At 67.6% G+C, this 13,613-nt stretch carries 14 protein-coding genes; 6 read left to right on the top strand and 8 right to left on the bottom strand.

The genetic code is table 11. The features are described from left to right. Nucleotides 1-3 precede the first annotated feature (3 nt). From cobT to AAHH99_RS22880, 3 genes are read right to left on the bottom strand one after another with little or no spacing between them, the layout of a single operon-like run. Nucleotides 4-1,059 (bottom strand): nicotinate-nucleotide--dimethylbenzimidazole phosphoribosyltransferase, encoded by a 1,056-nt coding sequence (gene cobT, locus AAHH99_RS22870; protein ID WP_418770773.1) that lies wholly within the window; start codon nucleotides 1,057-1,059, stop codon nucleotides 4-6. Then, on the bottom strand, nucleotides 1,056-1,586 hold the full coding sequence (locus tag AAHH99_RS22875) for a bifunctional adenosylcobinamide kinase/adenosylcobinamide-phosphate guanylyltransferase (RefSeq protein WP_418770774.1): 531 nt from the start codon (nucleotides 1,584-1,586) through the stop codon (nucleotides 1,056-1,058). The genes cobT and AAHH99_RS22875 overlap by 4 nt, the downstream gene beginning before the upstream one ends. 5 nt (nucleotides 1,587-1,591) lie before the next feature. Then, nucleotides 1,592-2,218, bottom strand: a complete 627-nt coding sequence (locus tag AAHH99_RS22880; RefSeq protein WP_418771101.1) for a DUF3043 domain-containing protein — start codon at nucleotides 2,216-2,218, stop codon at nucleotides 1,592-1,594. A gap of 194 nt (nucleotides 2,219-2,412) precedes the next feature. On the opposite strand from AAHH99_RS22880, the gene AAHH99_RS22885 reads away from it, so the two are divergent. Beyond that, the gene (locus AAHH99_RS22885; protein WP_064394026.1) at nucleotides 2,413-2,787 is read left to right on the top strand and encodes a HesB/IscA family protein; all 375 of its coding nucleotides are present in this window, start codon (nucleotides 2,413-2,415) and stop codon (nucleotides 2,785-2,787) included. Nucleotides 2,788-2,803: 16 nt separating this feature from the next. On the opposite strand, the gene AAHH99_RS22890 is transcribed toward AAHH99_RS22885, so the two are convergent. Further along, entirely contained in the window at nucleotides 2,804-3,436 is a 633-nt protein-coding gene (locus AAHH99_RS22890; protein ID WP_418770775.1) for a hypothetical protein, read from the bottom strand. A 119-nt stretch (nucleotides 3,437-3,555) separates the two neighbouring features. On the opposite strand from AAHH99_RS22890, the gene AAHH99_RS22895 reads away from it, so the two are divergent. After that, nucleotides 3,556-4,530, top strand: a complete 975-nt coding sequence (locus AAHH99_RS22895; protein ID WP_418770776.1) for a carbohydrate kinase family protein — start codon at nucleotides 3,556-3,558, stop codon at nucleotides 4,528-4,530. Here AAHH99_RS22895 and asnB read toward each other — a convergent pair whose 3' ends face one another. Beyond that, the gene (gene asnB, locus AAHH99_RS22900; RefSeq protein WP_418770777.1) at nucleotides 4,531-6,462 is read right to left on the bottom strand and encodes an asparagine synthase (glutamine-hydrolyzing); all 1,932 of its coding nucleotides are present in this window, start codon (nucleotides 6,460-6,462) and stop codon (nucleotides 4,531-4,533) included. It lies immediately after the preceding gene. A 128-nt stretch (nucleotides 6,463-6,590) separates the two neighbouring features. Between asnB and AAHH99_RS22905 the strand changes: the two genes are divergently transcribed. The 4 genes from AAHH99_RS22905 (at nucleotide 6,591) to AAHH99_RS22920 (ending at nucleotide 9,843) form a co-directional block, all read left to right on the top strand. Continuing rightward, nucleotides 6,591-7,658 carry a cytochrome c oxidase subunit II gene (locus AAHH99_RS22905; RefSeq protein WP_418770778.1) on the top strand — a complete coding sequence of 356 codons (1,068 nt, stop codon included), beginning with the start codon at nucleotides 6,591-6,593 and terminating at the stop codon, nucleotides 7,656-7,658. Between the two features lie 9 nt (nucleotides 7,659-7,667). After that, nucleotides 7,668-8,087: a cytochrome c oxidase subunit 4 gene (locus tag AAHH99_RS22910; RefSeq protein ID WP_094293470.1), complete on the top strand. Its 420-nt coding sequence runs from the start codon at nucleotides 7,668-7,670 to the stop codon at nucleotides 8,085-8,087. 212 nt (nucleotides 8,088-8,299) lie between these two features. After that, nucleotides 8,300-9,160 (top strand): MmpS family transport accessory protein, encoded by an 861-nt coding sequence (locus AAHH99_RS22915; protein ID WP_418770779.1) that lies wholly within the window; start codon nucleotides 8,300-8,302, stop codon nucleotides 9,158-9,160. Then, a complete protein-coding gene (locus AAHH99_RS22920; RefSeq protein ID WP_418770780.1) occupies nucleotides 9,160-9,843 on the top strand; it encodes a DUF2561 family protein in 684 nt (227 codons plus the stop codon). The genes AAHH99_RS22915 and AAHH99_RS22920 overlap by 1 nt, the downstream gene beginning before the upstream one ends. 39 nt (nucleotides 9,844-9,882) lie before the next feature. On the opposite strand, the gene AAHH99_RS22925 is transcribed toward AAHH99_RS22920, so the two are convergent. The 3 genes from AAHH99_RS22925 to AAHH99_RS22935 are packed head-to-tail and all read right to left on the bottom strand — an operon-like array spanning nucleotide 9,883 to nucleotide 13,609. Next, the gene (locus AAHH99_RS22925; RefSeq protein ID WP_418770781.1) at nucleotides 9,883-11,595 is read right to left on the bottom strand and encodes a cytochrome b; all 1,713 of its coding nucleotides are present in this window, start codon (nucleotides 11,593-11,595) and stop codon (nucleotides 9,883-9,885) included. Then, entirely contained in the window at nucleotides 11,592-12,806 is a 1,215-nt protein-coding gene (locus AAHH99_RS22930; protein WP_418770782.1) for a ubiquinol-cytochrome c reductase iron-sulfur subunit, read from the bottom strand. Before AAHH99_RS22930 ends, AAHH99_RS22925 begins: the two co-directional genes overlap by 4 nt. Then, on the bottom strand, nucleotides 12,803-13,609 hold the full coding sequence (locus tag AAHH99_RS22935) for a c-type cytochrome (protein WP_418770783.1): 807 nt from the start codon (nucleotides 13,607-13,609) through the stop codon (nucleotides 12,803-12,805). Before AAHH99_RS22935 ends, AAHH99_RS22930 begins: the two co-directional genes overlap by 4 nt. Nucleotides 13,610-13,613: the final 4 nt, after the last annotated feature.

Raw genomic sequence — 13,613 nt, forward strand, 5'->3', positions numbered from 1 at the left:
AGGTTAGTTCTCCTGGTTTACACGCGTGACGCCGGCTTCGTCGAAGGTCGCCATCGACGTCAGCGTTGCCACCGCCGCCCGCACGACCGGCAGCGCCACCGCGGCCCCGGTGCCCTCGCCGAGGCGCATGCGCATGTCGACGATGGGCTCGAGCCCCAGCCGGTTCAGTGCCACCTCGTGGGCGGGTTCGGTGGACAGATGCCCGGCCTGCCACCACTGGCGGGCGCCGGGTGCCAGGCGTTCGGCCAGCAGCGCGGCCGCCGTGACCACCAGGCCGTCGAGCAGCACCGGCGTCCGTCGCACGGCCGCTTGCGCACAGAATCCGGCGATCGCCGCGAGGTCCGCGCCGGCGCAGATACGCAGCAACGCAACCGGATCGGTGAGGCTGTTGCGGCACCGGTACAGCGCGTCGCGGACGGCGGCGGCCTTGCGTGCCCAGCCCGCGTCGTCGACACCAGTGCCTCGCCCGACCAGCACGACCGGCTCGGTGTCGGAGAGCGCCGCGATCAAAGTCGTTGCCGGAGTGGTGTTTCCGATGCCCATATCGCCTGCGATCAGCAGGTCGGCACCCGAGTCGACCTCGTCGTCGACGACGCGGCGGCCGGCCTCGAGCGCGGCGGTGACCTCGTCGGCGCTCAACGCGTCCTCGACCGTGATGTCGCCGCTGCCCCGCCGTACCTTGTGCGCGCCGATCGACGGCGAGTGCGGTTCGTCGGTGTCGACCGAGATGTCGACGACCCGTACGGTCGCCCCTGCGGCCTCGGCCAGCACGTTGATCGCCGCTCCGCCGGCGTCGAAGGTGGCGACCATCTGCGCGGTGACGTCCGCCGGGTAGGCCGAAACGCCCGCCGAGGCGACGCCGTGGTCCCCGGCGAACACCACCACCCGCGGGCGCTCGAGCGGCCGCGGCGGGCAAACCCCCTGACATGACGCGATCCAGACCGCGAGGTCTTCGAGCCTGCCCAGGGAGCCCGGAGGTTTGGCCAATTGGCCCTGACGCGCACGGGCGGCGGCAGCGACCTCGGCGTCGGGTGGCTGGACGGCCGGGAAGCCCGTCACACCGGGTCCTTCACGGCCACTGGCTGCCCGGCGATGACGAGCACGACCCGATCGCAGACCGCGGCGAGCCGCTGGTTGAGCGATCCCAGCTCGTCGGCGAAACGGCGACCGGCCGCCGTCGCCGGCACGACGGTCAGCCCCACCTCGGGGCTGACCACCGCCAGCGGAGCGGGGAAGCCGCCCACCGCGTCGAGCAGGTCGTCGACATCCGCGGCGACCGAGCCGCCGGTCCATGCGCCCGAGCGGTCCATCGCCGAGGTCAGCCATGAACCGACGTCGTCGACCAACGTCGCGGCGGGGTGCGCGCGCAATTGCGTTGCGACGTCTGTGGTTTCGACGGTGACCCACCGGTCCTGGCGGCGCGATCGGTGCGACGCCACCCGGGCCGCCCACTCGGGATCGTCGGCGGGCGAGGGTCCGGTGGCCAGGTAGCACACCAATTGCGCGTCGCTCGCCTCATCTGCGAGTGCGGCTTCGGCCCACTGCGACTTACCCGATCGGATGCCGCCGAGCACCAGGGTGCGCACCGGGCTCAGGTGACCTTGTCGCCGCGGTTCACCTGCGGGCGCGGTGCGCGCATGCGACGCAACTGCGAGGCGCGGCTGGCCGCATAGAAACCGAGCTTCCAGCCGCCTTCGGTGTTGTCCGGGAACTTCTCGTCTACCAGCCGGTTGGCCCGACGGCCGAGGATGAAGCCGTCGATCACCATGATCAGCACCAGCACGAGCATCGCGGGGGAGAGCAGGCGCTGCACCTCGACCGAGGGCACCGCGAGCATCACGAAGATCAGGCCAAGGGCCGACGGCATGAACAGCCCGAGCACGTTGCGCCGGGCGTCCACCACGTCGCGAACATAGCGGCGCACCGGTCCCTTGTCCCTGGGGAGCAGGTAGGCCTCTTCGCCGGCCATCATTCGTTCGCGGCGCTCGTTCATCTGCTCGCGGCGCGCCGCCTTCTCCTCGCGGCGCTCTTCACGGCTCATCGTGTTGCGCATCTCTTTGCGGCGGCGACGCGCTTCGGCGGCCGTCATTGGGGCGGGTGCCACCGGACCGCGCTTGCGGGCCGCCTGATCGCGTTTGGGGGTCGGCCTGCCCTTCGGTGGGGTGGTGCCTGCAGGCCGGGCGGCTTCCTGCGCTTCTGTGCCGGTGTTCTCCGACACATCGGCGCTCGACGCGTCGGCGGTCGGCTTGTCGTCTTTCTTGCGGCCCAGCAGTTTCACGCCTGCCAGGTTACTTCCGTCGCGAGGGGCGGCACTGCCTGGGGAGGAGCCTGGGGACAGAACTCGGGAATAGCGTCGAGAGGAGGTACCGTTGATTTGTACGCGCCACGACTATGAGGCCTACAGGAGACGTAATGACAGTTCAGGAAGAGTCGGCAGGAACCCCAGGGACGGCGACCGCCGCCCACGGCGTGACCCTGACCGACGCCGCTGCCGCGAAGGCCAAGGCGTTGCTGGACCAGGAGGGCCGCGACGACCTCGCGCTGCGCATCGCCGTGCAGCCGGGTGGGTGTGCCGGACTGCGCTACAACCTGTTCTTCGACGACCGGTCGCTCGACGGTGACCTGTCCGTGGAGTTCGGCGGCGTGAACCTGACGGTGGACCGGATGAGCGCACCGTATGTGCAGGGCGCGATTATCGACTTCGTCGACACGATCGAGAAGCAGGGTTTCACCATCGACAACCCCAACGCCACCGGCTCGTGCGCCTGCGGCGACTCCTTCAACTGATTTGAAACCCGGTCGGTCAGTACTGACCTGACGTGCGCGGCAGGTAGGAACACACCAGGATTTCGTTGTCCTGCGCCAAGAGCTGAGCGACGGCCTGCTGTTCGCGGGTGTCGTTCTGTTGTCGGCGCGATCCGCCTGCCGGCGTCACCCGCATAGTGAACAGCACCTGCGCCTGATGGGGCGAGGGCTGGACGATCTTGTCGATCGATATCACCTCGGCCTGCCTGTACTGCTTGCGGAACGCGTCACCGGACAGGCGCGCCAGCGCCAGATCCGAGCGCTTCTCCTTCACCGCATCGAACAGCCCGCACAGGGTGTGGCGGGCGACGGTCTCGTCGTCGCCATTGGTCAGCGCGTCCAGGTAGTCCTGGATGGCCGCCGTTGCCGAGGATTCGCTCAGCGCGTTCGAACTGGCCGGCTCCTCGTCGGCGCCCGCCATGGCGATGACCGCGACGACCGCCGCGACCAACGCGACCGCCACCACCGCCGCCAGGACGATCGGCCACCGCTTCTTCTTCCGGTACGGCACCGGCGGCGGCAGCATGCCCGGATACGCTGACGGCACGTTTTCCGGATACGGAAGTGATTGCGGATACATTTGCGGGCCGGTCGGTCCAGCGCCGTATTCGGGCGGGTACGGACCGGTCATAGATTTGCTCCCCCGAGATGTGGGTCGGAATGCGCCTGTCTACAGTTGCTGGCGGGCTTTTGTACGCAGGTTAGCGCACTAGAATACCTAGGCGACTTAATAAATGAAGGGTGTAGTTCGTGACAATTGCGGTGACCGGATCGATTGCGACCGACCATCTGATGCGGTTCCCCGGAAAGTTCTCCGAACAGCTGCTTCCCGAACACCTGCAGAAAGTCTCGCTCAGCTTCCTGGTCGACGACCTCGTCGTGCACCGCGGCGGCGTCGCGGGCAACATGGCCTTCGCGATCGGTGTGCTCGGCGGTGACGTCGCACTCGTGGGCGCCGTCGGACGCGACTTCGACGACTATCGCAGCTGGCTGGAGGCCGTCGGCGTCGACACCGAGTGCGTACTGGTCTCCGAGACCGCCTACACCGCGCGGTTCGTCTGCACCACCGACGATGCCATGGCGCAGATCGCGTCGTTCTATCCGGGCGCGATGTCGGAGGCGCGCAACATCTCGCTGGCCGAGCTGACGAAGCGGATCGGGCAGCCCGAGCTGGTGATCATCGGCGCCAACGACCCCGAGGCGATGTTTCTGCACACCGAGGAGTGCCGCAAGCTCGGCCTGCCTTTCGCCGCCGACCCCTCCCAGCAGCTGGCGCGGCTCTCCGGTGAGGAGATCCGCAGGCTGATCGACGGCGCCACGTACCTGTTCACCAACGACTACGAGTGGGACCTGCTGCTGCAGAAGTCAGGCTGGAGCGAGGCGCAGGTGATGAGTCAGATCGGGATTCGTGTCACCACCCTCGGCCCCAAGGGCGTGGACCTGGTCAGTTCGGACGGCACCTTCATTCACGTCGGGGTCGTGCCCGAGAAGCATCAGGCCGATCCGACCGGTATCGGAGATGCGTTCCGTGCCGGCTTCCTGACCGGTCGCAGTGCCGGGCTGAACCTGGAGCGTTCTGCGCAGCTCGCCTCGCTGGTGGCCGTGCTCGTGTTCGAGGCGCCCGGCCCGCAGGAGTGGAGCTGGAACCGCGACGAGGCGATTCAGCGGCTCGGCGACGCCTACGGCGACGAAGCGGCCGCCGAGATCTCGCAGGCGCTCAAGTAGCTAGAGCTGCACCGGGTAGGTCGGCTCGCCGATCTGCGGGGTGATGCTGTGCTCGACGAAGATCGCGTGCCACAGCATGAAGATCAGCACGGTCCACAGCCGGCGGCTGTGATCGCTTGTGCCGTCGCGGTGTTCGTCGAGCATGGTGCGGACGGTTGCGAGGTCGACGAGTTCGCCCGCCTGTGACGAGCCGACCATGGAGTACGCCCAGTCCTGCAGCTCGCCGGCCCGCAGCCAGTGCCGGATCGGGACGGGGAAGCCCAGCTTGGGCCGGTTGAGCACGTGCTCAGGAACGATCGGCTCCAACGCCCGCCGTAACGCGAACTTCGTTGTGGCCCTGGTGATCTTCTGGTCGTACGGCAGACGGGAAGCGACGGCGAAAACCTCGGGGTCGAGGAAGGGCACCCGCAGTTCGAGCGAGTTCGCCATGGTCATCTTGTCCGCCTTGACCAGGATGTCGCCGCGCAACCAGGTGAACAGGTCGATGTGCTGCATGCGCGCGACCGGGTCCCAGCCCTGCGACGCGGCGTACACCGGTGCGGTCACGTCGGTGTGCGTCCACTCCCGGCGGAAGCCGGGAAGCACCGCGCGCAGTTGCTCGTCGGAGAAGCTGCGCGCATTGCCGTAGTAGCGCTCCTCGAGCGTGAGCGAACCGCGGTGCAGCAGGCTCTTGCCCCGCATCCCCTCGGGCAGCGGTCGCGACGCCCGCCCCAGCGATCGTCGCAGCGGCCGCGGCAGGTATTCGAACGGCTTCAGCGACAACGGCTCCCGGTAAATGGTGTAGCCGCCGAACAGCTCGTCGGCGCCCTCGCCGGAGAGCACGACCTTGACGTGTTTGCGCGCTTCGCGGGCGATGAAGAACAACGGAACCAGCGCCGGGTCGGCGACGGGTTCGTCGAGATACCAGACGATTTCGGGCAGCGCGGCGACGAACTCGGACTGGCTGACGACCTTGGCCACATGCCTGGCGCCGATCGCCTCTGCCGAGGCGACCGCGACGTCGACCTCGGAGAAGCCCTCCCGCTCGAAGCCGGTGGTGAATGTGATCAACCGCGGGTTGTGCCGCATGGCGAGCGCGGCGATCGCTGTCGAGTCGATGCCGCCGGACAGGAACGCGCCCACGGTCACGTCGGCACGCATGTGCTTGGCGACCGAATCCTCGAGCACCGCGGTGATCTCGTCGTAGCGCTCCTGTTCGCGGCCCTGTATGAACGGCACAGGGGAGAACCGCGGATGGAAGTAACGGGTCACCTCGAGTTCGCCGCCCGGCCGAACGCGCCCGTAGCTACCCGACTCCAGCCGCCGGATCCCGACGTGCAGTGTTTCGGGTTCGGGCACGTACTGCAGCACCGTGTAGTGCTGAACGGCGCGTTGATCGATGCCGAGGTCGAGGCCCAGCTCGTCGGCGAGTTCGAGCAGGCACTTCTTCTCGCTGCCCACCGCCGTGCCGCCGGGGCCGGTGGCCAGATAGAGCGGCTTGATGCCGAACGGGTCGCGGGCGCAGAACAGCTCACCGCCGACGGTGTCCCACAATGCGAAGGCGAACATGCCGCGCAGCCGGGTCAGCGTGTCGGTGCCCCAGTGGTGGTAGGCCGCGATGATCGTCTCGCCGTCACCGTCGGTGTTGAACGTCACGCCGTGCCGCGCCGACAGCTCCTCGCGTAGCTCGAGGTAGTTGTAGATCTCGCCGTTGAACACGAGCACATAGCGGTCCGGCGTGTCGGGCGGTCCCCACCGCAGGGGTTGGTGGCTGTGGGCGATGTCGATGATCGACAACCGGTTGAACCCGAGCACGACCCGGTCGTCGGACCAGGTTCCGGGCTCGTCGGGGCCGCGATGACGCATCAGGTGGGACGCACCGGACACCGCGTCGATCAGCGCGGGGGAGACGTCAGCGGACGGGTCACGTACCAGGGCCAGCAGTCCGCACACGGCGCCAGTATGCCTAATCGTGAGGTGTGTTGAGACCTGCACCCGGGCGTGGTCTACGCTGCGTAGTATTCGCTCCAGAAATTGACCGCACCGCGGTCGCGCGTCACTGACTTCTAGGAGGCTCCAACGTGACACCTCGCGGGCTGAAGGCGGTGGCGCGAACCGCGTCGCTGTCAATCGTCCTGGGTGCTACGGCGTTGCTGCTCAGCGGTTGCAGCTGGTCGGAGGTGCTTGGCCTGGGATGGCCGAAGGGCATCACGCCCGAAGCGCACGTCAACCGCGAACTGTGGATCGGTTCGGTGATCGCCTCGCTGGTCGTCGGCGCGATCGTGTGGGGCCTCATCTTCTGGTCCTCGGCGTTCCACCGGGCCAAGAAGACCGACACCGAGCTGCCCCGCCAGTTCGGTTACAACATGCCGCTGGAACTGGTGCTGACCGTCATACCGTTCCTGATCATCTCGGTGCTGTTCTACTTCACCGTGGTGGTGCAGGAGAGGATGCTGCACGAGGAGTCGAACCCCGAAGTCGTCGTCGACGTCACCGCCTTCCAGTGGAACTGGAAGTTCGGCTATAAGTCGGTGAACTTCTCCGACGGCACCTTCACCTACGACGGCGCAGACCCCGAGCGCGCGGCCGCCGTGGCGTCCGGCCCCGAGGGCCTGGAGGGGGAGCATGGCGGCGAATTCGGTTCACACGACCCGGCATTCGGCGTGATCGCGGGCAAGCACCCGCAGGACCGCTCGTACCTGGCGTTCGACAAGGTCGAGACGCTCGGCTCGTCCTCGGAGATCCCGGTGCTGGTGGTGCCGTCGGGTAAGCGCATCGAGTTCCAGATCGCCTCTGCCGACGTCATCCACGGATTCTGGGTGCCGGAGTTCTTGTTCAAGCGCGACGTGATGCCGAACCCGCGGGCCAACAACTCCGACAACACCTTCCAGATCAGTGAGATCACCCAGACCGGGGCGTTCGTCGGGCGGTGCACCGAGATGTGCGGCACCTACCACGCGATGATGAACTTCGAACTGCGCGTGGTGGAGCCCAACGACTTCAAGGCCTATCTGCAGCAGCGCATCGACGGCAGGACGAACGCTCAGGCGCTGCAGGCGATCAACCAGCCGCCGACCGCCGTCACCACGAAGCCGTTCGACACCCGTCGCGGCGAACTGGCGCCCCAGCTAACGCAGGCCAGCAAGTAGGGACACCACATGCATATCGAAGCCCGGCTTTTCGAGTTCTTGACCGCGTTCTTCGTTCTCGCCGCCGTCGTCTACGCGGTGCTGACGGCGATGTTCCAGTACGGCGGCATCGAGTGGGCCGGTACCACCGCGCTGGTGTTGACCGCCGGACTGACCCTGATCACCGGCACGTTCTTCCGGTTCGTGGCACGGCGCCTGGACACCCGGCCCGAGGACTACGAGGATGCCGAGATCAGCGACGGCGCCGGTGAGCTTGGTTTCTTCAGCCCGCACAGCTGGTGGCCGGTGATGATCGCGCTGTCGGCCTCGATCGCTGCGGTCGGTGTGGCGCTATGGCTGCCGTGGCTCATCGTGGCCGGCGCCTGCTTCGTGATCGCAACGGTCGCCGGCCTGACCTTCGAGTACTACACCGGCCCCGAGAAGCACTGACCGTCGAATCGGCCGCCCTGCCGTTCGGTGTGGACGGCCAGGGTCGCAGCCAAGGTCACAATCGGGCCAACACTTACGGCGGGAACCGTGGCGGGTGATCACGCCCGGTTACGGCGTTGGGTAATGTTGCCGAGGCACGGTCAGTCGCCGCCGCTGAGCCGGGAGTCTGTGGCGTGCCGCGCCGGTTGAGTAGTCGAGAAGGATAGGCGTAAATGAGCGGGCCGAATCCCCCGGATGACGAAGGGTCGGATTTTCCGAGTCGGGAGCCGAGTCAAGAACCGAACCAGACCGGTGGTGACCAGCCTGCGCCCGATAGCAGCGACACCGACTTCTACTCGCGGGCGTATTCGGCGCCAGAGTCCGAGCAGTTCACGGCGGGCCCCTATGTACCGGCCGACTCGTCGCTGTACGACTACGACAACTACGAGCCGCCCGAACCGGTCGACCAACCCGCGCCGCCACGGTGGCCGTGGGTCGTCGGCGTGGCGGCGATCATCGCGGCCGTCGCGCTGGTGGTCTCCGTTTCGGTGTTGGTGACCCGCACCGACACCGACAACCTCGCAACGCCCGAGACCTCGACCACGACCGTGGCACCCCCGGTGCAGGACGAGATCACGACCACAACGCCGCCGCCACCGCCTCCGCCGCCTCCACCGAGCGAAGAGCCGCCACCGCCACCGCCCGAGACGGTCACGGTGACCCAGGAGCCGCCGCCCGCACCCGTTGCACCGCCACCGCCACCACCGCCGCCGGAGACCACGTCGCCGCCGGCGCCGCCACCACCCACGACGACCCGTTCGGGCCCGCGACAGGTCACCTATTCGGTGACGGGAACCAAAGCACCGGGAGACATCATCACCGTGACCTACATCGACGCGTCGGGCCGAAGCCGGACCCAGCGAAACGTCTACATCCCGTGGTCGTTGACCGTGACGCCGATCTCGCAGTCCGAGGTCGGCTCAGTGCAGGCGTCGAGCCTGTTCCTGGTCAGCCGGTTGAACTGCTCGATCACCACGAGCGACGGCACAGTGCTGTCGTCGAACACCAACAACGCCGCACAGACCAGCTGCTGATGACGTACGAAACGGCCGCGTCGGGGCGCTCGCGGTTGACCCCGGCACTGGATCCCCGCGAACTCGACCGCACCGATCGCATCCTGCTCGGCTCGTGCGCGGCGATCTGGCTGGTGGCGCTCGGCACCGGGGTCGCCGCGACGGTGGCGCTGGTCGACCTCGGGCGAGGGCCTTCCGAGTCGTCCGGGGAGGCCGGCACGCCGTGGCTGCTCTACACCGTCATCGGGATCTCCGCGGTGGTGATCATCGGAGCGGTTCCGCTGCTGCTGCGCGCCCGCCGGGACGCGCTGGCCGAATCGCCGCAGCCCCAGGCCACCGGACCCGCGCCCGCCGCCTCGGCGGCGCCCGGCGGGGGGAGGCCGATGGACCCGACATCGCCCACCGAGAAGCTGCCGTACGCGGCGCCGCGGCAGGAGCGCACCCTCGAGGCGCCTGCGCCGACCTCATCGCCCGCTTCCACGGCCGTTGACCTGCTGGGCCTGCGTTGCGCCGTGGCGATCGCCTGCGTGATCGGCATCGCCATGGTGGCGATCGGTGTGGCCACCTATCTGATGGCGGTCGACAGCAATGTCGCGGCCTGGGTCTTCTATGGGTTGACCGCTCTGGTAACGCTCGCCATGCCCGTCGTGCCGTGGTACTACCTCAAAGAACTACGCGCCCTGCTCGATCAGCAGGGCGCGTAAGTCCTTCACAGCGAGCGCTTCTCGCTCGTGCCGGCTGCCTCAGTGGTGGCCGTTGGGCGAGTCTCCGTCGCGCGAGCCATGTCCGTTCGACGAGCCGTTGCGCTCCTGGTGCTCAGCCAGCGCGGTGAGCGCCTTGCGCTCGCCGGCGTGCAGAGCCGCGGTCAGCGCCTCGTGCTCTTCGATCGGATCTGCCGTGAGGAAGCTGCCGCTACCCGGCGCGCCCGCGGAGCCCAACTTGTTCATCCGCTTCGGGATGGCAGCGCCCTGGTACGCCAACGGAATCGGATGACCGTGCTCGTCCACCGGACCGAGCGGCTGGTGCAGCTCGATGTAGGCACCGTGCGGCAGCCGTTTGATGATGCCGGTCTCGATGCCGTGCTCGAGCACCTCGCGGTCGCTGCGCTGGAGGCCGACCGCCCACCGGTAGGCGATGTAGTAGACGATCGCGGGCAGCACCACCATGCCGATGCGGCCGATCCACGTCGTCGCGTTCAGCGAGATGTGGAACTTCAGCGCGATGATGTCGTTCATCGCGCACAGCGTGAAAAGCATGTACAGCGCGATCGCCGCTGACCCCAACGCGGTTCGCACCGGGGCGTCACGCGGACGCTGCAGCAGGTTGTGGTGAGCGGTGTCGCCGGTGAGCTTCTTCTCGATGTACGGGTAGGCGATCAGCAGCGTGAACACCAGTCCCATGAACAGGGCCACCCACGTGGACGCCGGGACCGTGTAATTGCCGAAGTAGAGCTCCCACGGCGGGAAGATACGCGCCACACCCTCGGTCCACATCATGTAGAAGTCCGGCTGGCTACCCGCCGACACCTGAGATGGCTTGTACGGCCCGAGATTCCAGACCGGGTTGATGGTCAGAAGACCGCCCATCAGACCGAGGATGCCGACGGTCATGGCGAAGAAGGCGCCGGACTTCACCGCGAACACCGGCATGACGCGCACGCCGACGACGTTGGTCTCGGTGCGGCCGGGGCCGGGGAACTGGGTGTGCTTCTGGAACCACACCAGCGCGAGGTGAAGCCCGATGAGCGCCAACATGATTCCCGGGAGCAGCAGGATGTGCAGTGCGTACATCCTGGGGATCCAGTATCCGTCTTCGTTGCACATGTAACCGACGCCGCCGCAGGGGAAGTCGCCGCCGAACAGGGCCCAGTGCAACCAGGTGCCGATCACCGGCATGCCGAGTGAGATCGACGAGAGGGCGGCCCGCAGTCCGATGCCGGAGAGCAGGTCGTCGGGCAGCGAGTAGCCGAAGTAGCCCTCGAACATCGCCAGGATCAGCAGCAGGGCTCCGATCACCCAGTTCGCCTCACGCGGGCGCCGGAAGGCGCCGGTGAAGAAGATGCGGGCCAGGTGGACCATGATCGCCGCGGCGAACAGCAGTGCGGCCCAGTGGTGTATCTGGCGGACGAACAGGCCGCCGCGGACCTCGAAGCTGATGTCGAGCGTCGACGCGTAGGCCTTCGACATCTGCACCCCGCGCAGCGGCTGATACACGCCGTTGTAGGTGACCTCGGCCATCGACGGGTCGAAGAACAGCGTCAGGTATACGCCGGTGATCAGCAGCACGATGAAGCTGTACAGCGCGATCTCGCCCAGCAGGAAGGACCAGTGGGTGGGGAACACCTTGTTCAGCTGGCGTCGCACGGCCGCGGACGGGTGGTAGCGGGAATCGATCGCATTCCCTTGGCCCGCTGCGACTTCGGCGAGGTTCGGCGGTTTCGGCAATTTCGGACTCATGCTGTTTTCCGTTCCCAGAAGGCCGGCCCGACGGGTTCGATGAAGTCGCCGTTGGCGACGAGGTACCCGTCCTGGTCGATGGTGATGGGCAGCTGCGCCAGCGCGCGCGCAGCCGGGCCGAATATGGGTTTAGCGAAGTGCAACGCGTCGAACTGCGACTGGTGGCACGGGCAGAGGATGCGATACGACTGCTGCTCGTACAGCGACGAGGGGCAGCCCAGGTGCGAGCAGACCTTCGTGTAGGCGAACAGGTCGCCGAAGTTGAAGCTCTCCTGACCCTTGCGCTTGACCACCCTGGGCAGGTCCTGCGCCTTGATCCTGATCAACATGACGGGATTGCGCACACCCATCGCGATCTCGGCGAGGTGGTGATGCGACTCGACAGTGGTTCCGTCGCCGTCGGATTCGCGCCACGGGAACACCGTCTCCATACCGCCGGCGTCGATGTCCTCGGGTCGCATCTTGACGAAGGTGCCGCTGCCGGTGGAGCGGGCCAGGAAGATGGTCTCGCCCTCGTACCGCGGCGTCCACCCGGACGTCCACAGCACCGCCTTCTTGCCGTCGGCGGTCTGGACGACGGGTTTCCACGGGTTCTTGATGAGACCGCCCGCGAACGCCACCAGCGTGCCGAGGCCGAACGCGCCGAGGCCGATGCCCAGCGACAGGCCAACCAGCTTGCGCCGCTTGATCGTCGAGCCTTCGAGGGCGTCGGTCAGGTTCGCCACGACCGTCTTGCGGTGAATCTCGGGGGAGGCGCCGTCATGGCGTTCCTGGATCGAGATCTCCTCGGGGATGAACTTTTTCTGGTACAGCACCGCACCGATGCCGATCGCCAGGATCGACAGCCCGAACGTCAACCCGTACAACGGCGTGGTCAGGCTGAACAGGAACTCGCCCTCGCCGCCGTAGGGGACGTACTCCCACGGCCAGAACAGGAATACCAGCAGCAGGGCCAGGCCCGAAAAACCGCCGAGCAGAAGCCAGTACGAGACCACGCGGCTGGCGCGCTTCTCGGCCTTGGTGTCGGGGACCGGCCAGCGGTCCTCCTTGTAGACGATCTCGACGCCGTCGAGTTTGCCGCCGAGTTCGACCAGCTCCTCGCGTGACATCGCCGCCAGTTCGGCGTCGGTGGGCTGACCCGGCACACCGGCCTGACCGGGTGCGTCGGTGCCCTTCGGGGTGTTGTCTGTGCCGTTGCCCGGCTCGCTCATGCTCGCGCTCCGATCCACAGGGCCGCGGCGATGACGGCCACCATGCCGATGATCCAGGCCGCCATGCCCTCTGGCGCCGGGCCGAACCCGCCGAGGCCGTAGCCGCCGTAGCTCGGTGACTCGGCAGACTCGCGGACATAGGCGACGATGTCGCGTTTCTCATCCGGCGACAGCTGCCGGTCCGAGAACTTCGGCATATTCTGCGGGCCGGTGAGCATCGCGGTGTAGATCTGCGCGGGCGTGGCGTCGCCGAGGTCGGGTGCGTACTTACCCGACGACAGGGCGCCGCCCTTGCCGGTGAAGTTGTGACACGAGGCGCAGTTCAGCCGGAACAGGTCGCCGCCGCGGGCGACGTCGTCGCCCAGCAGCGACTCCTGTGCGACGCGTCCGTTGTCGTCGCGGGGGACGACCGGGCCGCCGCCGTTGGCCTGTACGTAGGCGCCGAGCGCGTCGGTCTGCGCCTCGTCGAACAGCGGGGGCTTATCCGGGGCCTGGGCCTCGCCACGCATGGCGGGCATGCGGCCGGTGGAGACCTGGAAGTAGACCGCCGCCTCGCCGACGCCGATGAGGCTGGGGCCGCGGTCCGGCACACCTTGGAGGTTGACGCCGTGGCAGGTCACGCAGGAGGTGTCGAACAGCTGCTTACCCGTGCGCAACAGCGCTGACTGCGATTCGTCGGCGACCGCGACCTGCGGCGCGGGCGTCAGGGTCGCGGCGAGACCACCGGCGACGCCCAGTCCGAGCAGCAGCAGCACAGCACCTGACAGGCGCCGGCGTAGCCGACGGCGCGACTTGTCGGTCATCGAA

Source organism: Mycobacterium neumannii, assembly GCF_048452905.1.
Taxonomy (GTDB): domain Bacteria; phylum Actinomycetota; class Actinomycetes; order Mycobacteriales; family Mycobacteriaceae; genus Mycobacterium; species Mycobacterium neumannii_B.